17 protein-coding genes and 1 pseudogene are annotated in these 20,653 nt (G+C 68.3%); 7 read left to right on the forward strand and 11 right to left on the reverse strand.

What is annotated here, in order from left to right:
* The first annotated feature begins 146 nt into the window (after positions 1 to 146).
* Together ACFYML_RS14975 and ACFYML_RS14980 are read left to right on the forward strand one after the other, a co-directional pair.
* Positions 147 to 728: an alpha/beta fold hydrolase gene (locus ACFYML_RS14975; RefSeq protein ID WP_387421139.1), complete on the forward strand. Its 582-nt coding sequence runs from the start codon at positions 147 to 149 to the stop codon at positions 726 to 728.
* Between the two features lie 53 nt (positions 729 to 781).
* Entirely contained in the window at positions 782 to 1,369 is a 588-nt protein-coding gene (locus tag ACFYML_RS14980) for a hypothetical protein (protein WP_387421140.1), read from the forward strand.
* Between the two features lie 123 nt (positions 1,370 to 1,492).
* Here the strand turns inward: ACFYML_RS14980 and ACFYML_RS14985 are convergent, their stop codons facing one another.
* The 5 genes from ACFYML_RS14985 to ACFYML_RS15005 form a co-directional block, all read right to left on the reverse strand.
* Positions 1,493 to 3,301 (reverse strand): M14 family metallopeptidase, encoded by a 1,809-nt coding sequence (locus ACFYML_RS14985; protein ID WP_387421141.1) that lies wholly within the window; start codon positions 3,299 to 3,301, stop codon positions 1,493 to 1,495.
* Positions 3,302 to 3,928: 627 nt separating this feature from the next.
* The gene (locus tag ACFYML_RS14990) at positions 3,929 to 4,672 is read right to left on the reverse strand and encodes an SDR family NAD(P)-dependent oxidoreductase (protein ID WP_387421142.1); all 744 of its coding nucleotides are present in this window, start codon (positions 4,670 to 4,672) and stop codon (positions 3,929 to 3,931) included.
* 73 nt (positions 4,673 to 4,745) lie between these two features.
* Complete coding sequence (locus ACFYML_RS14995; RefSeq protein WP_387421143.1) at positions 4,746 to 5,540, reverse strand: methyltransferase domain-containing protein; 795 nt, start codon at positions 5,538 to 5,540, stop codon at positions 4,746 to 4,748.
* A gap of 464 nt (positions 5,541 to 6,004) precedes the next feature.
* Positions 6,005 to 6,745: a hypothetical protein gene (locus ACFYML_RS15000; protein ID WP_387421144.1), complete on the reverse strand. Its 741-nt coding sequence runs from the start codon at positions 6,743 to 6,745 to the stop codon at positions 6,005 to 6,007.
* 54 nt (positions 6,746 to 6,799) lie between these two features.
* Positions 6,800 to 6,943, reverse strand: a complete 144-nt coding sequence (locus ACFYML_RS15005) for a hypothetical protein (protein ID WP_167190358.1) — start codon at positions 6,941 to 6,943, stop codon at positions 6,800 to 6,802.
* Positions 6,944 to 7,101: 158 nt separating this feature from the next.
* Between ACFYML_RS15005 and ACFYML_RS15010 the strand changes: the two are divergent.
* Positions 7,102 to 8,642, forward strand: a pseudogene (locus tag ACFYML_RS15010) (IS1634 family transposase).
* Between the two features lie 118 nt (positions 8,643 to 8,760).
* On the opposite strand, the gene ACFYML_RS15015 reads toward ACFYML_RS15010, so the two are convergent.
* The 5 genes from ACFYML_RS15015 to ACFYML_RS15035 form a co-directional block, all read right to left on the reverse strand.
* Positions 8,761 to 10,308, reverse strand: coding sequence for a hypothetical protein (locus tag ACFYML_RS15015; RefSeq protein ID WP_387421145.1), 1,548 nt, complete (start codon positions 10,306 to 10,308; stop codon positions 8,761 to 8,763).
* Positions 10,309 to 10,974: 666 nt separating this feature from the next.
* Positions 10,975 to 13,140, reverse strand: a complete 2,166-nt coding sequence (locus tag ACFYML_RS15020; protein ID WP_387421146.1) for an MMPL family transporter — start codon at positions 13,138 to 13,140, stop codon at positions 10,975 to 10,977.
* Between the two features lie 10 nt (positions 13,141 to 13,150).
* Positions 13,151 to 13,387, reverse strand: coding sequence for a hypothetical protein (locus ACFYML_RS15025; protein ID WP_387421147.1), 237 nt, complete (start codon positions 13,385 to 13,387; stop codon positions 13,151 to 13,153).
* A gap of 67 nt (positions 13,388 to 13,454) precedes the next feature.
* On the reverse strand, positions 13,455 to 15,452 hold the full coding sequence (locus tag ACFYML_RS15030) for a multicopper oxidase family protein (RefSeq protein ID WP_387421148.1): 1,998 nt from the start codon (positions 15,450 to 15,452) through the stop codon (positions 13,455 to 13,457).
* Positions 15,449 to 15,856 (reverse strand): DUF6220 domain-containing protein, encoded by a 408-nt coding sequence (locus ACFYML_RS15035; protein ID WP_387421149.1) that lies wholly within the window; start codon positions 15,854 to 15,856, stop codon positions 15,449 to 15,451. Before ACFYML_RS15035 ends, ACFYML_RS15030 begins: the two co-directional genes overlap by 4 nt.
* A gap of 223 nt (positions 15,857 to 16,079) precedes the next feature.
* On the opposite strand from ACFYML_RS15035, the gene ACFYML_RS15040 reads away from it, so the two are divergent.
* Together ACFYML_RS15040 and ACFYML_RS15045 are read left to right on the forward strand one after the other, a co-directional pair.
* Positions 16,080 to 17,324, forward strand: coding sequence for a sensor histidine kinase (locus ACFYML_RS15040; RefSeq protein ID WP_387421150.1), 1,245 nt, complete (start codon positions 16,080 to 16,082; stop codon positions 17,322 to 17,324).
* The gene (locus tag ACFYML_RS15045; protein ID WP_387421151.1) at positions 17,321 to 18,022 is read left to right on the forward strand and encodes a response regulator; all 702 of its coding nucleotides are present in this window, start codon (positions 17,321 to 17,323) and stop codon (positions 18,020 to 18,022) included. The genes ACFYML_RS15040 and ACFYML_RS15045 overlap by 4 nt, the downstream gene beginning before the upstream one ends.
* Before the next feature lie 112 nt (positions 18,023 to 18,134).
* Here ACFYML_RS15045 and ACFYML_RS15050 read toward each other — a convergent pair whose 3' ends face one another.
* Positions 18,135 to 18,779, reverse strand: coding sequence for a TetR/AcrR family transcriptional regulator (locus ACFYML_RS15050; RefSeq protein WP_387421152.1), 645 nt, complete (start codon positions 18,777 to 18,779; stop codon positions 18,135 to 18,137).
* Between the two features lie 178 nt (positions 18,780 to 18,957).
* Here ACFYML_RS15050 and ACFYML_RS15055 point away from each other — a divergent pair, with 178 nt between their 5' ends.
* Entirely contained in the window at positions 18,958 to 19,479 is a 522-nt protein-coding gene (locus ACFYML_RS15055) for a hypothetical protein (RefSeq protein ID WP_387421153.1), read from the forward strand.
* Complete coding sequence (locus ACFYML_RS15060) at positions 19,457 to 20,326, forward strand: class I SAM-dependent methyltransferase (protein ID WP_387421154.1); 870 nt, start codon at positions 19,457 to 19,459, stop codon at positions 20,324 to 20,326. The genes ACFYML_RS15055 and ACFYML_RS15060 overlap by 23 nt, the downstream gene beginning before the upstream one ends.
* The last annotated feature ends 327 nt before the right edge of the window (positions 20,327 to 20,653 follow it).

A 20,653-nucleotide genomic window follows, 5' to 3' on the forward strand; every position in this document is an offset into this window, starting at 1 on the left:
TTGGGGCGCGTCGTCCCGGGTCGCCCATACACCTACGCTTGCCGCATGAGGGACCCCAGCTCGCACCGGACCCTCGCCGCGCCAGACCTCCCGGTTGCGGCGGTGGTACCAGAACCGGATCGTCACGAGCGCGCAGGAGGATCGTCATGGCAGGGATCCGGCAGATCCTGTTCATTCAGGGCGGCGGCGCGGGCGCGCACGACGAGTGGGACGACAAGCTGTTCGACAGCTTGAGGCGGGAGCTCGGGGACGGGTACGAGGTCCGCTACCCGCGCATGCCCGACGAACACGACCCGAGCTACGTCAAGTGGAGCGCGGCCATCCGGCGTGAGATGACGGCCTTGGACGACGGCGCGGTCGTCGTCGGCCATTCGGTGGGCGGGACGATCCTCATCAACGCGCTCGCCGAGCGGCCACCGGAGCCGGAGAAGCTCAGGGCGATCGTGCTGATCGCCGCTCCGTTCGTCGGTGCGGGCGGCTGGCCCGGCGACGAGTTCGAGCTGCCGCACGACCTCGGTGCGAGGCTGCCGCAAGGCGTGCCGGTGCAGGTGTTCCACGGGCTTCAGGACGATACTGCCCCACCGTCGCATGCTGACCTGTACGCCCGCGTCATCCCGCAGGCACAGCTGCACCGGCTGCCCGGTCGCGATCACCAGCTGGGCAATGACCTGAGCGAGGTGGCGAAGACGATAAGTCCTGACGACCTCGGACCCGTCACCAAGGGATAGCGACGAAGGTGTGAGGCAGGTTTCGAGGATCCACCCACCATCTGCCCACGCCGATGGACCGGCCCGCCCTGCCCAGAAAACTCCGGGACATCGCCACCCTGGAGGTAGATCATGTGTCGATGACCAGTGGAGAAGCTCTCGCCAGCCTCCAGGAAGCCGCGACTCTGTGGAGCGTGGGTTCCGCCCCTGCAACTGACGTGATCAATGCCGCCTGCGCCTGCCTGGCAGCAGGCGCAGATACTCCGACCCTCCGAATCCTGGCCGGCGTCTCGCCTGTCAAGGGCAGCGAGAGTGACGAGCTGCGCCGCTGGCTGCGAGACGCGCTGACGGAGCTTTCCCTGGCCTACTATCGGGAAGGAAGCCGAGAGGGGGAAGAGGAAGGCCTCCGGGTCATGGCCCGACGGCTGCTCGACAAGAGCATCACACCTCGCGACCTCACGTCCTGGGCGTCCGGGTTCATCACCTACGACGGAACTCCCCTGGCAAGGGAGCTCATCGACCTTGAGAACACCTACGACTACCTCGACGCCGTCTACGAAGGGCGGTCGTACACGAGCACCGTGGCCGAGGATGTCGACGCAAAGGTCATCGCCGAAGCACGGCGCCTGCTCGGCGACGCCACCACAGCTGCGGATGGCTGAACTGCGAGCCCTCTCCGAGCACATCGCCGATCTTGTGCTTCTGGGCCGCCGCTTCCGGCCGGCCCGGGTCCGAATGCCGAGGGTCCCCACCCCGGTGAACGGGGTGGGGACCGCACAAGCGGATCAGTTCAGGCGTACGGATGTGGTATCGAGACCGCCGCGAACGCTGACCGCCTTCACCGCGACGGCGTCGCCGCTGGTCTTGATCACCCGAAGGCGGACCTTCTGCTTGTCGCCGCCGTCCAGGTAGAACTGCGCCGCGGCGCCGACGATGCGCGCGCCTTCGACCTTGACGGTGTCCGGAGCGACGATCTTGATCTCCTTCGCCTGCTCGAGAGCGGTCGGAATGCGGCCGCTGTTGTTGACCGTCGCCGTGATCTCGTGCGTCGCGCCGTCGCTCTGCGAACCCGTGAGCTTCTTGGCGGTGACCTCGGTCAGGCCGACCTGCGGCAGTGAATCGATCAGATACAGGTTGAACCGGGCCTGGTTGGCAGCCCACTCACCGATCAGATCGGCCGACGGGTTCTGCGACCAGAACTTCGGGTTGATCCCGCCGATCTCGACCTTCCCCAGCTTCGGGTGTTGCACCTCCGTCCACGGCAGGAAGCAGTTCGTGCGGCCGTTCTCGGCGCACCACCGCGACCGCTCCCAGTCGGAGTACCGGCCGTCCTCGTCATAGTCGATGTAGTCACCGCCGTTCCAGATCTCGTCGCCGTACCAGACCGCGCCGTACTGGAAGTAGCCGAAGTCCGGGCCGTGCCCGAACAGAGGCGTCGGCTGGCCACCGTTGCGCGTGGCGTAGTCGATGTAGACGCTTCCCGTGTTCCGGTAGCCGGTGAACGAGGCACCCGCCTTGTCGAAGTGCTCGTAGAGCTTGCGGTCGCTCGCATACATGCACTCGACGGGGTCGCAGGTCGACGGCCCCCGCAGATGCATGGGCACCCGGGTGTCCATGCTGTTCACCGCGGCGATGTTCGTGTGCGACATCAGCCAGGTGTACACATGCCGAGTTTCCGGCTCCGACAACGGGTACTCGCCGGCCCCGCCCTGGGTCAGGTTCCGGCCGGTCGCGTCGTCCGCCGGCATGACATGCCAGTTGTACGGGTAGTTGCGGTGCAGGTCGAGGCCGCCGATGCCGTCCTCGTTGTAGCGGCCGTCGCCATCGTTGTCGACGCCCTCGGAGAACATCAGGTAGTCGCCCTTGCCCGCGCCGACACTGAGCATGGCGTTCCCGGCCGGATCCCGCTCGTCGACGACGTGGGTGCCCTTGCCCGCGCCGACGTACTGGCGCATCTGGCTCAGGTACCCGTCACCGTTGAGGTCCTCGCCCGGATCCTCGTCGCGCTTGCCGTCACCGTCGCTGTCGTCCGGCCGCACCGTCGACCGGTTCGTCTGGGCGGTGTACAGGTACATGTCGTGGCCGTCGGGGTTGTTGACCGGTCGGATGTACACCGTCTTCTCGTCGAGCAGTTTGTCGACCTTCGCGTCCTTGCCCGCCTGGGTGATGAGGTGGTTCGCCAGCCATAGCGAACTCTCGGCGGACGACACCTCGCCCGAGTGACGGTTCCCCTCGAAGTAGGCCGCTGGCTTGTCAGTGTCGGCGCCGGTGGATTTGTCGGTGATGGTCAACTGGTAGATCGGCTGCCCGCTGTAGCTCTCGCCGACGATGTGCAGGTCGACGATGTCTGGGCGCTCGTGGGCCCACTTCTTCAGCCACCACTGGATTTCGATGCCGGTGTGGAAGTGCGCGAAGTCCATCTGGCCCGGGTTCTTCGGCTTCACCTGGTCGTACTTGACGACCTTGAACGTGCTCTCGCCGTCCCGCTGCCCGGCGATCGTGATGGTGGCGGAGGTGGGCGTCACGCTGCCGGGGAACGGGCCCGGATCCTGCGGCGGCTGCAGGCCGACGGCGTAGGCGGGGGCCGCGGACATGGTCGTGTCGTCAAGCCCCTGTGCGGCTGGCCCCCACAGCTGCGCGGTGCCGAGGATCAGGGCGCCCGCTGCCAGGGGCGCCAGGATGGAGACCGGGCGGATGCGCTGCAGGAGGCGCGCTTTTGGTGTGTGCTGGATCGGTGTGTCGTGCGAGGAGGCTTCTCGCTGACCGGATGAGTTATGTGTGGCGTCGGAACCCAAGGCAATCTCCCACTGTCACGTCAGCGCGCTCTCGTGCACGGCAGGCACGGCAGTCGCGCTGGGTAAGGGGGTGGCCACCCTTTGGATACTCGAGTTCCGATCACCGTAGTCGATCATCAGACAGATGTAAATGCTTGATTGGCATTGACTCCTTACTGCCGCGCCCAACATTTGCCGGGCGCCGGCCCCCGGCTGCTCGTCCCGCCGCAGGCCGATCCGGGGAAGCGCCGTCTCCGGCGAGAATGAGCCGTACCGGTGCAGCCGTGACGACGACGCGACACCGGCTCAAGCTCAACCATCGGGGTAACAGCGCCGAGGTCTCCCGGCTCACGCGACCGGAAAGGAGGTGCGGCCCGTCCCCGATACGACGGGTAGGGACGGGCCGCAGGTGTGCGCACGGGTGGGCAAACGGCGGTGAGCCGATGATCAGATGGTGAAGCCGCCGTCGACGTTGATCGTCGCGCCGGTGATGTAACGCCCCTGCGGACCGGCGAGGAACGCCACCGCGGCGGCCACGTCGGCTGGTTCGGCGTAGTGGCCGAGGGCGGTGAATCCGTTGATGGTGTCGGCGTTGGGGCCGTCGGCCGGATTCAGTTCGGTGTTTGTGGCCCCTGGGTTCACGAGATTCACGGTGATCGCCCTGCCGCCGAGTTCACGTCCGAGCGCCTTGGTCAGGCCGATCAGCGCGGTCTTGCTCATCGCGTACAGCGAAAAGCCCGGGAAGACCGCCCGCTCGGCCATGTTGCTGCCGATGTTGATGATCCGCCCGCCGGCCGACATGCGGCGTACTGCGGCTTGCGAGGCCACGAACGGTGCCCGGACGTTGACCGCGACGGTCTGCTCGAACTCTGCCAGGCTCAGTTCCTCCAGCGGTCCGAGCAGGAACGCGCCGGCGTTGTTGACGAGGATGTCCAACCGACCCAGCTCACCGGCGACCCGGTCCACCGCGGCGATCACTGCCGCCGGATCGGCACTGTCGGCCTGCACGGCGATCGCTCGCCGTCCCGCGGCCTTGATCTGGTCCACCACATCGTCGGCGCGCTGCTGATTCCGCTGGAACGTCAGCGCCACGTCGGCACCTTCCTCGGCCAGGCGTAGCGCCACTGCGGCGCCAATGCCACGACCACCGCCGGTAACCAGAGCCACCTTGCCATCAAGTGCGTTGTTCATGATGCAAGCCTGGTCGGCGAAACCCCAGCCGTCCGGCGGTGATCGGACGCCGCGTTCGCCGCTACTCCCGGCCTCAGGGTTTCCGGCCCCAGGCCGAGATCATGGGCGAGGTGGCGAGATTGAGGAGCCCCGCCGCGACGTTGTCGAGATGCCGGTCGACTTCTTCGTCGGTAGCCAGGCCTGCGGCGACCAGCCGGTCGCGGATCTGAGCCACGGTGGCCTGCTCCAGCAGGGTGCAGGCAGCGCCGGCCATCGGGAAGAAGGCGTCGGCTTCGACGCCGACGAGTCCCGCGTCGCGCAACAACCGAGGCAACGTGCGCCCGTACGACAGGTCCACACCACGCTGAACCATCAGCGTGCGGAAGTCCCGCTTGAGTTTGTTGGCCAGCCGCTGGGCCGGCCCGGCCTCGTCCGGGCAGACCAGCGGCTGCATCATCGGGTCGGCCTCCTCCACCAGCAGCCAGCCGCCCGGTCGCAGCGCCGAGATCATGGCGGCCAGAGCCGCAGCACGCTGTGGCACGTGCACCAGGACGAGGCGCGCGTGCACCAGGTCGAATCCCTCCGCTGGCGGCGGCTCGACGCCGACGTCGTGGCGGCGGATCTCGTAGCCAGCGTCGGCGGCAGCGGTCATCCACGAGACGTCTATGTCGGTGGCGAGCACGTGCCCCGCCGGGCCGACGCGCGCGGCGAGCCAGGACGGCACGCTGGGGCCTCCGGCGCCGACTTCCCAACACCGCCAGCCGTCCGCGATGCCGAGCGCGTCGATGTGCCGGAACGTGGAAGGGTCGAACAGCGCCGCCAGGGCGCCAAAGCGCGCCCCCGCTTCCGCCTGCTGATTGTCGAGCAGATAACCGCTGTCGTCGGCCACGTCCGCATCATCTCTCTCGCTGATGTCCAGGTGTCGGCGTACGGGCCAACGTGCCCAACCGGGTGCGCCCCGAACGTGCACAGGTCCATAGCGACGCTCAACGATTGATCCCCGGACGTTCGGCGCCCTGCCGTCGATCCGGCCATCGATTTTAGTGACTATCGTGTCGGAGTCGGGCCGAGATCGTGACAACTGAGGGTGTCTGTTTGCCGCCCGAGTCGCCGCGCGCATTGCGGCAGAAGAATGCATGTAACAAATCGCTAGCGGTCGCCCCACGTTCGCTGGTCGAGCCCGCGGCGGGGGTGCGACCGTCCCTGCTCGACGGTGTGACCTGAGTTGGCTCACGGTGCCGCGCTCGTGAGGCCCGCGTCGCGTTCACCTGCGGTGATGCCTGCAGGTGGGGCTGTTTTCACGCACTAACCGAATGAGTCAACTGGGTCTGACCGGCCAGCCGTCTGGCGGCCTCAGAGCCGCAGCAGCCCCGCGGCGAGCGACTCACGCAATCCGGCGGGCGGCTCCTGGTAGCCCTCGTCCCACAGCGCACCGGGAAAGCCGCCGGCCGCGAACGCAGTGTTGAGATCGTCGACGAACCAGATCGCGGGCCCCACCTTCCCGTCGATTCCGAGGCCGGGCAGGTCGATGCCGTAGGGCGCGTCGCCGCTGATGTTCGCCTTGTGGAGCTCGTCGGGCGCGTAGTCGAGCTGGAACGGGATGCCGGCGTCCCGGCGCGCGGTGTCCCTGAGGTACGCGGCGTGCTCGGCCTCGTAGTAGGAGCGCGAGCCGCCCCGCTCGGCCCACTCGAGCTGCACCACCAACGGGTCCGCGAGCACGCTGGCCGGCCAACCCGGCAATTCCCCGACGAGCCACACATCGCCCACCTGCCGGATCCACGCGCTGATCGTCATCGGGAACGGCGCGAACGTCACCTCCAGCCAGTCGGCCAGCGCGGGCGCGCCCGGCGACGGGGGAACGTGGGCGCGACACGGCGTCCCCTCGTCGTCGTTCTCCTCCGCACGGAAGCCCCGCGCCTGCAGCCGCTCAACGAGCGTCTCGACGTTCCTGCGGGCACGGTCGGCGAACTCGCGCGCCACCGCCTCGGCGTCCTCGCGGTACGGGGCGTCGAAGACCCGTAGGCCAAGACCGCGCAGGTCGCGCCATACGTCGTCGGGATCACCGGACACGTACCGCGCGTGGAAGCTCGCCATGGCCACCATCCTTGCAGAGCCACCAGCGTCGGCGGCGAGGTCTCGGTTGCCGACTCAGCTGGCGATCCGCAACGTCATCAAGCAGCCGCGGCCGCTGCGCTCGGCGACCATCGCGATCAATGGCACGACACAGACCTTCGCCCCGCCATCCCCGCCGAGAAGCAGGCCATCCTCGAGAATCCACGCCCGCAAAGTCACGCACTAACCCGACTTGACTCACGGTTGGCTGATTCGGGGGTCTGTGGGGGTGTGACCTGGGGTGTTGGGTCGGGAGGCACGCACTAAACGGGTCGGGCTCTATGGTGTCGGTCGTGGCGTACGTGCGGACGGTGAAGACGGCGTCCGGGGCGCGGGCGGTGCAGATCGTGCATTTTCAGCGACGGGGTTCGCGGGACATCGAGCACATCGGATCTGCGCACACGGATGCGGACCTGGAACTGCTCAAGGCGGTGGCGCGGCAGCGGCTGGCCGCGGGGCAGGGCGAGTTGGATCTGCGTCTGCCGGACGGTCCGGCCAACGGAGGCGGTCCGTTGCCGATCACGTCCACGCGTGGGGCACCTGCTGGACGCGTTGGGCCGCGGATACGACGCGCTGGGGTTCGCTGCGGCTGCCGAGCGGGACGAGGTGTTCAAGGCGTTGGTCCTGGCCAGGATCATCGAGCCGACCAGCAAGCTCGACTCGGTGCGGGTGCTGGACGAGGCTGGCGCCTGGGCGCCGTCGTACGCGACGATCAAGCGGCGGCTGGGGGTGTATGCCACGGGAGGCAAGGCTTCCGCGGCCGGTGGGAAGACCGAGGGTGTGCCGGTCGAGGGCGACGCTGAGCCGACGTTCGATCCGGCCGGTGGCCCATGGCGGGCCCGGCTGGCCCGCGCCTGCGCCGCGCACGTCAGCTTGGGGCCGGCGACGTTGCTGCTCTACGACGTCACAACGCTGTACTTCGAGACCGACGAGGGTGACGGGTTCCGCGAGCCCGGGTTCTCCAAGGAACGCCGGCTGGAGCCGCAGATTACCGTCGGGCTGCTCACCGACGGGTCGGGGTTCCCGTTGATGGTGCACGCGTTCGAGGGCAACCGGGCCGAGACCACCACCATGCTGCCGGTCCTACGGGCCTTCCTGAACGCGCACCACCTGTCGAATGTCACGGTCGTGGCCGACGCGGGGATGATGTCGGAGGCGAACAAACGCGCGATCGAAGCCGCCGGCTTGTCGTTCATCCTCGGTGCCCGCGTCCCCGACGTGCCCTACGTCGTCGCAGAGTGGCGCAACGCCCACCCCGATGCCGAGATCCCAGTCGGGCACGTGTTCGTCCAGCCCTGGCCCGCCGGCCCCGGCGACAACCGCCGCGACCACACGATCTACTACCAGTACCGGGCTGACCGGGTCCGCCGCACCCTGCGCGGAATCGACCAGCAGATCACCAAGGCCGAAAACGCGGTCGCAGGCCGGACAGGGGTCAAGCGGAACCGGTACGTGCGCCTGACCGGCGCGGTCAAGAGCGTGAACCGGGCCTTGGAGGTCAAGAACCGGGCCCTGGCCGGGATCAAGGGCTACGTCACCAACCTGCCCAACCCCCGACCCCGAGCAGGTCATCGGCGCCTACAGCCGACTGTTGCAGGTCGAGAAGTCCTTCCGAGTGTCCAAGACCGACCTGGCCGCCCGGCCGATCTACCACCACACCCGCGAATCGATCGAAGCGCACCTGACCATCGTGTTCGCCGCCCTGGCCGTGTCCCGCTGGATCGAGAACACCGCCGGCTGGAGCATCAAACGGTTCGTCACCACCGCCCGCCGCTACCGGACGATCACGATCCAGGCCGGCGACCACAGCATCACCCCCGCCGACCCCCTACCCGACGAACTCCGCGCCGCACTCGACGTCATCCACGGCACGCACTAAATGAGCCAAGTCGGGGCGGCGGGGGTGCGACCGTCCCTGCTCGACGGTGTGATGGTCGAGGGGGTGCCGTTCGACCGCCCCGACGTGCTGCCCGCGCTCGCCGCGCTTGCCCGGCAGTCTAGGAGAACAGTTTGGTCAACCGCTCTGCCGCGTCAGTGGCCTGCGTGATGGTCGGCACCGCTTCGACGATTCCTTTCCAAAGCGCTCGAAGGACCCCTCGCTTTGGCTGTGGTTGTTGCAACTCCTCGGTCAAAGCCTCCAGGTTTTCAGCCGCTTCCTGACTCCCGCTGCGCTCCACCTCGACCGCAATTCGCCGTATCGCGTCGGCGACGTCCTGACCGTGAACATTTGCAATGGAGTTGAACGAGTTGTTGAGAACCGATCGGTTCACAATCACGGAACCGTGTACCTGCTCGAACCGGTCGCCCATATGGACCTCCATCTGGATGTGTTGGCGCGCACCCACGATGCGCCCGGGACTGTGCAGGGTGTTCCAGTGCTGCCTCAACATGTGGTACTGGCTGACGGTGTCGTCATCGACGGGCTGCTCGATCAGGCGTTCGATCTGCCGGGTCGTTGACGTTCCGCCGAGGAGGTCGCCGTGGATGTCGGCGAGGAACGCGAGAGCGGGGCCACCGAAATGCTGTGCATCCACCAAACCTGTCGCCGGAGCTTGAATGAGAGAGGTCGCGCTCGTCACATCTGGGTCAAACCGATCCGAGACCGAACGCAGTTCCGAGAGCGCGGCCATGACCCGCTTGAGGTTGCTGGTCTCCCACGCCGATTGGAGCGCACCGCACCATCGGCGGAATTCGCAGATTTTAGGATCCTCTCTGGCGGCCAGGAGCGCAGCGATGAAGCTGGTCCGGTCGGGTTTGTTGTTCAACACGTACCGAAGCGCCGGAACGCGCAACGGCGTCAGGAAGTGTTCACCGAAGAACGCCCGCAACTCGGCAGTCCTCGTATCCATCGCGGATGCCGCCGAACCGAGCGTGGCCTGGGCGACGGACAGAAACGCCTGGTTCGACTGCTGCAGCAGCTCTGCGACCACCGGTACGCGCACTGCCGAACACATGAACGCCGTGCCGGCATTCACCGCTTGGTGAACGTAGAAGAAGGTCTGGGCGGTGAGGGCCCGCACCCAGCCGCGCGAATCATGCTCCCCCGCGCGAAGTGTGCCCACTCCTGCCTCGGCGAGCAATTCTCGCGAAAACGAATAGAACGGGTAGCTATAGCTTGTCGGCGTCCTGCTCCCCAGGATGATTGTTTTGGCCAGCCCAGTGTCAGCCCACAGATCACCGACCCATGGTGCGCCGTCGGGGAAGGTCGCGTTCGCCGCTTCGACGAGCCTCTTTAGGTCAACTCGCGAGGCAGCCTCGTCGACGCTTTCCAGACCATGGTAGCTGATGGACGATTCCTCGTGGACAAGTACGCCGGTCTTGAGGAGTTGCTTAGCGATGATGGGATGCCGCTGTACCCGGTGTTGATAACTGTGGCCGACTAGAGTAATGACCTTCGAGTGCAGCAGGAACGCCTGACAGAAGGTCTCGAGGTCCATCAGTTTGTATGCGTCGAAGCTGTCCGGCTCCAGCAACGCAGAACAGGCATTGTAGATGGTGGCGTTGTCGAGGTAGACGGCAGTGCCGTTCGTGTAGTCAGCAACCATGTCGTGGACCTTCCCTGCCCGTTACGATGGTCGATTGCCGGATGCCCCAACATCACTGTAGTCCGCCCGAGCGAGGCCCCGACGCACGGCGTGTCTTGAGAACGTTCGGCATCGCGTACACGGCTGGCTCTGACACACGTTCGGCAAGCCGGTGCTGCACCGCCTCTACTGAGTTCGCCAAAGCTGGTCTGGCAGCTGATGTTGTCCGACTGAGACCGTCGGTGGCCTTGGAACGAGCAGGCGGCCTCCAGCGGCTAAGGCACATCAACGAACATCTGAGCGGGCGCCCTGCTCATCGGCTAGAAGCGGGTGCGCCATACGGTCGATGCCGGCTCGCTGGTAACGGAACGTCACGATGGCAGCCCTCCCGTTTCTGTGGGTCTCGCTGAATCCGCCGGCCGGCTCGCGGGCGGTTGAAGGCTCGGACGTGCCCCCGCCGTCTGCGCGACACTGTGCATGTTCAGCTGGTTAACCCGTACGCCGACACCAGGTTCAGCCACGCCGCGCGGAGCGGCTCTGGCCGACGAGCGGAGCAACACGCTCGGATGCCGCCCACAGAGCACGGCGTCCGCGACGCACCAACCCGTAGGCATCCTCCTAGGATGCCTACGGGTTGTGTGGTCAGCCGCCCGCCCGAGGGTGTCCGCACGCGCACACGAGGAAGGGTCAGACCCCGACCTGCGCCTGTGCCGCCGTGGCCGCCTTCGGTGAGCGACGCCCGGGCATCCACCAGTTGGCCTCGCCGCACAGCTCCATCACCGCGGGGACGAGGACCATCCGGATGATGGTCGCGTCGACGAGGACGGCGATCGCCATGCCCAGACCGATCTGCTTGACCGAGACGTCGGGGCCGAGCACGGCGGTCGTGAAGATGGCGATCATGATTGCGGCCGCGGCCGTGATGACCTTGGCGGTTCGCGCCAGCCCGCGAGCGACGGCCGTCCGGGTGTCGCCGGTGCGCTCGTACTCCTCACGGATCCGCGAGATCAGGAAGACCTCGTAGTCCATCGACAGGCCGAACAGGAGTGGGAACATCATCATCGGTACCCAGGTCGTGATCGGCATGGCCGTGGGGAAACCGAGGGCCGAGCCGAGCCATCCCCACTGCACGATCGCGACCAGCACGCCGTAGGCGGCGCCGATCGACAGCAGGTTCATCACGGCGGCCTGCAGCGCGATCGTGACCGACCGGACCAGCACGACCAGCAGCAGCAGGGACAGCACGATGACGACCGTGATCATCAGGGGCAGGCGCGAGCTGGTGTCCGCGGCGAAGTCGATCGCGCCGGCGTTCGGGCCGCCGAGGTAGACCGCGTTGCCGCCGGGTGCCGTGGTCAGCACCTCGTGGCGGAGCTTGTGCACCAGGTCCGCCGTCGCCTCGTCCTGGTATCCGGTCTTGGGGAAGGCCATGAAGATGGCGGCCTGCCCATCCTGGCTGATCCGCGGCTGAGTGGCGTAGGCGACGCCCTCGGTCTTCCTGACCGCTGCGACGACGGAACTCAGATCGGCGTCCCTGGAGTCGACCTCGGTGGCGAAGATCAGGGGTGCGCCATAGCCGGGACCGAAGCCCTCGGAGAGGATCTCGTATGAGATGTAGCTACTCCGGTCGCGGGGCTGGACACTGGCGTCGGGCAGGCTCAGCCGCATCGACAGTGCGGGGGCGGCCAGCACCAGCAGACTCGCGCCGGCCAGCAGCGCGGCGACCAGCGGCTTGCGCTGCACCACGCCGGCCCAACGCTCGGCCGGGGTACGGCGCTCCCGGGACGGGACACCGCCGGCCCCGCGGCGGCGGGACGTGCGACGGGGCAGGCGCAGCGAGTTGATCCGGTGGCCGATGAAGCCCAGGAACGCCGGCAGCAGGGTAACCGCGGCGATCATCGTCACCAGCACCGTCACCGACGCGCCGATGGCCACGCCGGTCATCATCTTCTGTCCCATGGCGATCAGGCCCAGCAGTGCGATCAAGACGGTCGTGCCGGCGAACAACACCGCGTGACCTGCGGTGGTGATGGCCTTGACCGTGGCACTCTCGGGCTCGTCGCCGTCCTGCAGGCTGTCCTTGTAGCGGGTCAGGATGAACAGTGCGTAGTCGATGCCGACACCGAGCCCGATCAACGAGCAGACGAGCACCGTGAAATCCGGCGAGGGGACCACATGCCCCACGAGCTTCATCAGGGCGATGCCGCCGAGGACCGCCAGCACTCCGGTCACGAGCGGCAGGCCCATCGCCACCAGCGACCCGAAGGCGATGAACAAGACCACCGCCGCCGTCAGGAGGCCCACACCCTCGGCCGGGCCCTGCTTGGGCGTCTCCGCCTTCTCCGCCTTCTCCCCGCCCAGCCCCAGCGTCACGCCGCCGCCGGAGGCGTCCTTGACCCTGTCCACCAGGGGCTTGACCTCAGTCTTCGCCACATCCTTGTCGGTCAGCGGGATGGTCGTACGGGCGATACGGCGATCCTTCGTCACCAGATTCTCGTCCTGATACGGCGAGATCACCGGCCCGGTGATGGGCGAGGCATCCAGATCGGCGATGACCTTCTCGATCTTCTGCCGGGCGGCGGGGTCGTCGATCCCCTTCTCCGCCTTGATCGCGAGAGTCAGCGTGTCCCCTTGCTGCTCGGGGAAGTGCTTCTCGATCAGGACCTGTGCCTTGGCGGAATCGGAGTCTCCACCGGCGTAGTCGTTGTCGGAGGCGGCGCCGTAGCTGAAGCCGACGAACGCCACGGCGATCACGCCGACGATCCAGGTCAGGAGGACCAGGCCGCGGCGCCGGAAACAGAACCGGGCTAGTCCCGCCAGCGCCCCATCCGTACGGGGAGCCTCGGTTGTCATCATCTTCTCCTCAATCGTTGAGCGTTGCATTCAATCGCCTTGATCCGTTGCCGGTGTGGCCGAAAATGCGCGTCAGCAGAATCGCGGTGTCCCGTGGCGCGTTTCGCAGCGGAGCGAGAATCGCCGACTCGGCGAGTTCCTCGAGAGCCGTGTTGACGACGTCCAGGTCGGCAGGGGAGAGGGACGGTGCTCGACGGGCCAGCCGACGCAGTTCGGCGTCGATGACGGCCCGGTGGTGCCGGTGCACCAGGGCCAGGACGTCCGACTTGAGATCGTCCGTGCACCGGGCGGGCCGATCAGCGGCGCGGGCTGAATCAGTGGCCATGGCCGGGGCTTCCGCCGTGCGAGCCGCCGAATGGCGTCGTGACACCGTCGTAGTGGAGCCGCAGCATCATGCCCTGATGCGCGTGCGGCAGGTTGTGGCAATGGTTCATCCAGATTCCCGGATTCGTAGCGCGGAACGCGACCTCCCACGTCTCGCCCGGCCGGACGTCGAAGGTGTCCACCCACAGCGGACTGCCCGTCGACGTCGTCCCGTTCCTGGACAGGATCAGCACGGGATGGCCGTGCAGATGCCACGGGTGCGTTTCCAGGCTTCGGTTGACGACGGTGAACCGGACGATGTCGCCTTCGGCGACGAGCTGGTCGGGGATGGCGGGGTGGCCTCGACCGTTGACCGTCTGCGCAAACGCCGGCTTCCCGTCGACCATCGCCACTCCGCGATCGAGCACCATGGTGAAGTGCCGGTCGGCGTTGCCGCTGTCGAAGGGCACGGCGGCCGGAGCCCCGTACCGCAGCAGGTCGAGCTCCGGCAGGTCAGACGTGTCCTCGACACGCGCTTCACCGCGCACATCGCCACGCGGGCGCAGGCGCACTCCGCCGTCACGATCGTCGTCGACAACAAGCGCCACGGACGTGTCCGGCATGAGGAACACCAGGTCGTACCGCCCGCCCGCGGGCAGGTGCAGTCCGACGTCGCTGACCTCACCGGGCTGGTTGAGGTCCCGGCCGTCGACGGCCGCCACCCGGAACGGGGTTCCGGCGAGGACGATCCGGTGCGGATCCGAGTCGGTGTTGATCAGTCGCAGCCGAACCGGTGCACCGGGTGGTGCGGGATGTTCGGTTCGGCCGTCTCCGCCGGCGATCACGACGGTGCCGTCGAAGGTGTGCACGGGCAGCGTAAGGTCCACCTGCTCCGCCGCGGAGGGTTCGTCGGCCCGCTGCCCGTCGCGCGGCTGCACGACGAGAGTCCCGTACAGCCCCTTGTGTACGCCGACGTGAGACGCGTAATGGGTGTGGTACCAGTAGGTGCCCACCTGATCGGCGCGAAACCGGTAAACGAAGTCCGCACCGGGTCGCACGGCCAGCTGCGTCACGCCCGGCGCGCCGTCCTCGCCGCACGGCACGTCGTAGCCGTGCCAGTGCAGGGTCACGCCGTCGTCGATGTCGGCGTTGTGCAGCCGCACCTCGATCAGGTCACCCTGGGTCGCGGTGATCGCCGGACCCGGGACCTCCCCGTTGTAGGTCCACGCGTCGATCTCCCGCCCGGACGGGAGCCGCACGGTGGCCTTCTTCGCGGTGAGCACCTGCCGCCGCACGGTGCCACCCGGTGCCGGTGAGCCGGAGCCCCGCAGGTCGGCCACCGACACGGCCGCCCGGGACGAGCGTCCCGGGCCGCCGCCCCTGGTCACCGATTCGGTGGGGAGGAACGACAGCCCGGTGCCGGCACCGGCCGCGGTCACCACGACCGCGCCACCGGTCCAGCCGAGAAACCGGCGGCGAGAGATCGCCCGTCGATCCTCCGGCGCCTGCGCGACGCCCGCATCGGCGCTGTCCTCGACGGGCGCCGTGACTACTCGCGCGGTCAGCAACGCGCCGGCGCCCACGAGCGAGATCGTGATCAAGGCCGCGCTCACAGTGAGCGGGTATCCGACCAGGAACGTCACCACCAGACCGGCCAGTGCCGCGTAGCCCGCGGTGAACACCGAGACCAGGCCACGTGCCGGCCCTCCAGCTGCTCGCCCCCGTCTTACCGCGAGCAGTTGCGGGCCGGCGAGCAGCACGGCGACGGCCCCGGCGGCCCCCAGCATCGGCAGCCCCAGGAGCACCTTCTCCTGTACGAACCACCAGCCCCGGCCGGCCAGCATCGCCACGGTGCCCACCCGGACCAGCGTCACGAGCACCGCCGCGACGAGGCCGGTGAGCGCCAGCCGAGTGCGCCGGAGCGCCAGCGTGACGCCGGCGGCGAACCACGCGGCGATGCTCAGCAGCGCGACGACGTGGTCCAGGATGATCCACATTCCCGTGGTCATGGCGCCTGTCGCGCAGGCATGGCCGGCCTGGGCAGCTGAGTGTCCGGCCCGGACGGCTGCCTGGCCTGACGGATGATCATCCCGGTCACTGCCACGATGGCGAGACCGTTGACCGCGTGCAGGCCGAAAACGAGCCCGCCGGCGGTGCCGTCGACCGCCGTGGCGATCCCCTTGATCACGAACTGGACAACCGCGAGCCCGGCGACCAGGCCACTCATCCCGATGACCCGCCCGGGCATCCGGGCTGCCGCGGCGACGACGGTCACCAGGACCGCGATCAGAACAATTCCGCCGCCCAGCGCGCGGTGCGGCTGGAAGGACTCATCGTTGGGTGCCGTGTCGAAAGCACCGCTGGCAGCCAGGAAGAACTGTGCGACGACGGCCAGCATCTGCAGGGCCGCCACGCCGGCGAAGAATCTACGCATGGCACGCTCCTCGAAGTGGGTGAGGGTGATCGCTCATGGCGGAGATCGTCTCGCCGGTGAGGCGGCCGTGGCCTCTGACAACGGATGGCAGCGTCTACGCAATTGGGCGTAGACGACCTCGTAGCTCACTACGCCCGTGCGCGTAGCAGGTCGCGCATCTGCGCCGAGCGTCGGTCGTGAGCGAGAACAGTAGGATCACCGCATGCAACCACGTGCCGTGTCGTTCCCCTTGCGTATGGTGGCGCAAGACGTGGCGCTCGCGCTCTTCGTCACCGTGATGCAGGTGCAGGGCACGGTCGCCAAGGTTGCCATCGAGGGGGCACCGCGTCCGCTCGCCGATTTCGGAAACCTCGGATACGCGCTGCTGATGGTGAGTGGCCTGGCCCTGGCCGTCCGCCGCCGGTGGCCGGTGCCGGTGTTTGTCACCACCGCGCTCGCCAGCTTGGTGTATTACGGCCTCGACTTCCCGGACGGGCCCGGCTGGCTCGGGCTCTTCGTAGCTCTGTACACCCTCACCGCGTACGGCGACGGGCGCCGATCGCTGGTGGTGGCTGGCGTGGGTACCACGGTGCTCGCCGTCTGGTGGCTGGTCGCCGCGGCCGACATCGAGCCCCGCGCCGCCATCGGCTGGGTGTTCTTCCGGATCGGCGCATCGGTCATGAGCGCAGCCCTCGGCGAGTCCGTCCGGTCTCGACGGGTCATCGCCGCCGAGGCTCAGGCGCGCGCTGAGCTGGCGGAACGGACTCGCGAGGAGGAAGCACGGGCGCGGGTCGACGCCGAACGGCTCCGGATCGCGCGCGAGGTCCACGACACCGTCGCGCACGCCATAGCGATCATCAACGTCCAGTCCGGTGTCACCGCGCACGTGCTCGACAAGAAGCCGGAAGTGGCACGCGAGGCGCTGCAAGCCATCGAGCAGACCAGCTCTCGGGCACTGCGGGAGATGCGAGCCATCCTCGGGGTGCTCCGTGACGACACCGACGGGCGCGTGCCGTACCCAGGGCTCGAGCAGATCGACGACCTCACCGCCAAGGCACGCGACGCCGGACTCGACATCAAACTCGAGCAGACCTCGCCCGCGGCGCCGTTGCCGAGCGCGGTGGGCAGCGCCGCCTACCGAATCCTGCAGGAATCGATCACCAACGTGATCCGTCACGTCGGGCCGACCCGGGTGACGGTAGCGCTGCACCCAGGGATCGACGCCTTGGAGATCCGCGTGACCGATGAGGGGCGCCACGCCCGCCCAGCCGGCGACCCCGCCGGCCCGCACCTACCGGCCCAACAGCCGACCGGCACCGGCAGCTCGGCCAAGCCCGGCCGCGGCATCCTCGGCATGCGCGAACGCTGCCAACTGCTGGGCGGCGAACTCGAGGCAAAGCCGACTCCGGGCGGAGGGTTCGAAGTCATGGCCCGGCTGCCCCTCGCGCCGACCGGGTCACGCCTATGAACGCAGCAGCCACGTCACCGTCAACCAACGCTCCGATCAAGGTGCTGCTCGCCGACGACGAGGGTCTCGTCCGGTCCGGATTCAAGGTCCTGCTCGACCTCGAGGACGACATCATGGTGGTGGGAGAAGCCACCAACGGCGCCGAAGCCGTCGAGCGGGCCCGCGCCACCCGCCCCGACGTCGTCCTCATGGACATCCGCATGCCAAAGCTGGACGGGATTCAAGCCACCACCCAGATCACCGGGACGCGCGGGTTGGAGCAGGTCCGAGTCCTCATCCTCACCACCTACGACACCGACGAGTACGTCTTCGAGGCCTTGGAAGCCGGCGCCAGCGGCTTCCTGCTCAAAGACGCCGGACCGGCCGAACTCCTGCACGCCATCCGGGTGGTCGCTGCCGGAGACGCGCTGCTCGCACCCCGGATCACCCGACGGCTCATCGGCCAGTTCACCGCGCAACGAAGCGCTGCCCAGGCCGCGGAGGACCGGCTCGCGGTGCTGACCCAGCGCGAGCGCGAAGTGCTGGCCCTCGTGGGACAGGGCCTGAGCAACAACGAGATCGGCACCGAGTTGTTCCTCAGCCCGGCCACCGCCCGCACCCATGTCAGCCACGCGATGGCGAAACTGGGTGCGCGCGACCGCGCGCAACTGGTCGTCATCGCCTACCAGACCGGACTGGTCAGCCCCAACATGGCATGAACGCGTACCGCGCCACGACGCAGCCCGCATCGATCGGCCGACCGGACGCCCGCCACGGAAACCCGGAACCGCTCGCCCGCTACGGCACAAGCGCGCGTATGCCAGAGCACGGTCAATCCAGCGCCGAGCGCTCGCCGGCTGCCCCTCGTCGCTTCCCGGTCGAGGGTGGTGGCTCGGGTGCCGGCGGGGCGAGGGCGGCGAGCAGGCCCGGCGCGGCGAGCCGCTGATAGATGCTGGCGAGGGCGGCGGGTCCGGGCCGGAAATCCTGGTCGACCCACCAGGTGAGCAGGCCGAGGGCTGCGGAGGTGTAGAACGCGGCGGCGACGTCAACCGGTAGATCGCTGCGGGCGGCCTCGATGTGCGGGCGCAGATGGTCGCGGAGCAGATCGCTGACGAGCCGGTGCAGGTGGCGCTGCACGACGCTGCCGCCGCGCCGGCCGCACAGCGCGCGGTAGAGATCCCGGTGACAGTACGCGTGGGCGAAGATCACGCCGGTCGGGCTGGTCGGATGGGGTGGCACACCGGGGCTGAGGGCGTCGAGGTCGCGCCGCAGATCGGTGCGCAGGTCGTCGAAGCCGGCCAACAGCAGGTCATCCTTGTCGCGGTAGTGGGTGTAGAAGGTGGAGCGCCCCACGTCGGCGCGGTCGAGGATGTCCTGCACAGTGATCCGGTCGTAGCCCTTCTCGGGGATCAGGGCGACGAGCGCCTCGCGAAGAAGGCGCTGGCTGCGCCGTACCCGGCGATCCTGTCCCGGCATCTCGCATCCTCACTTCCCGAACAGTTGTCGGCGGATGTCCGGTAACGGATCGTGGCCCTCTTCTGGTCGTTGAACCGGCTCGCCGCCCGTGACCATACTCGAACATGCTGTTCGACATCGTACGAGTGTTCGGCCATGGCCGGCAGCTCCGGCCAGGTCAGCGGTAGGGAGACGCCCGATGTACCTGCCCCCACGATCTCGTCGTCTGCTGCTGGCCGCCCACATCATCGTCACGGTGGGTGCACTGGGCGCCGACGCGGCACTCCTGGCGCTGGCGATGTCCGGCTTGAGCGACACCGACCCACGCACGGCGTACCCGGCGGCGTACCTCCTCGGCCGGTGGCTGGTCGCGCCGTTGGCCGTGGGCAGCCTGCTGACCGGCCTCGCACTGGCGGCCGCCGGGCCGTGGCGGCCACTGCGGCACGGCTGGGTCACCGTCAAGCTCACACTCGCGGCGGCACTCGCCGCGGCCGCCCTTGCCCTGCTCGTACCCCGGCTCGGGCACGCCGCCGCAGCGGCGGTCGGGTCATCACCGGCGGGCGTCCCCCGAGGCGAGCGGGTCGTGGCGGTGGCGGCACCGGCGGCGGCACTGCTGGTCCTCGGGATCAACGTGGTCCTCGGAGTCTTCAAGCCGGGCCGGCGGCGGCCCGCTCAGGCGGCAAATGAGGAGGTGGCACATGCAGCCGATCGTCAACATTGAGCAGGCACAGGCGTGGAACGGACCAGAAGGTAGGCACTGGGCCGACCACGCCGCCCAGTGGGACGCCGTCAGCGCAGAGCTCAACAAACCGCTCCTGGCAGCGGCCGGGATCAAGTCGGACGACCGGGTGCTGGACCTCGGCTGCGGCAACGGCCAGACAACCCGCCTGGCCGCCCGGCGCGCCCGGGACGGATACGCGCTCGGCGTCGACCTGTCCGGTCCGATGCTGCAGACCGCGCGGGGCCACGCCGCCGGCGAAGGGCTGACCAACGTCCGGTTCGAGCAGGGCGACGTGCAGGTGCACCCGTTCCCGCCCGGCGAGTTCGATGTCGTCCTCAGCCGAGGCGGGCTGACCTTCTTCACCGACCCCGTGGCGGCCTTCACCAACATCGCGCACGCGCTGCGACCCGGCGGGCGCCTGGCGTTCACCTGCGCGCGAGCCGTCGACGAACAGCAGTGGTTCACCGTATTCATGACCGCACTCGTCGGCCGCGTCCCGCACACCGACCCGAGGGCGGCGTACGAGCCGGGCATGTTCTCCCTGGCCGACCCGCAACGCATCGACGAACTGCTGACCACGGCCGGCTTCCGCGACGTCACCATCACCGGCCTCGATCCCGCCATGACCTACGGACACGACGCCGCAAACGCCGCCCAACTCGTGCTCGGCACCGGACCGGCACGCGCACTGCTCGACAACAGCGAACGGCACGCCGCCACCCGAGCGCGGATCGCGCTCACCACCGCACTGAGCACCTACGAGCACCCCGACGGCGTCCAGCTAACGGGCGCATTCTGGCTCGTCACCGCCGCAACGGAAACAGATGATCAGCAATTCGTGCACTGAGCGCAACGCCTCAGCCGCTCCGAAGCGGCTCTGCGACCCCTTGAGCCGGCGTTGCGGGCAGGCCAGGGACCCGCCCGGTGTGCTCGCGCCGCATCCCCACCAGGCGACGGCAACCAAGACGCCCCTCCGCGCCGACTTCGCTGCTGTCACCCGGCCATTGGCTCTACTCGGCCCGCCACGAGGCCCTGGATGAGTTGGCGCGAGCATGAACCTCGCATGATCTTCATCTGCCGAACGACGTGACCAGCGCTCGTATAATCAGGGTCAGGACGCTCCCGGTCCTGCTGGCTGTCTGGCTTGCCTTGGCCTGGGTGCTGATGTCTCGCA

It is taken from the genome of Micromonospora sp. NPDC007230 (assembly GCF_042869115.1).
In the GTDB taxonomy this organism is placed as follows: domain Bacteria; phylum Actinomycetota; class Actinomycetes; order Mycobacteriales; family Micromonosporaceae; genus Micromonospora.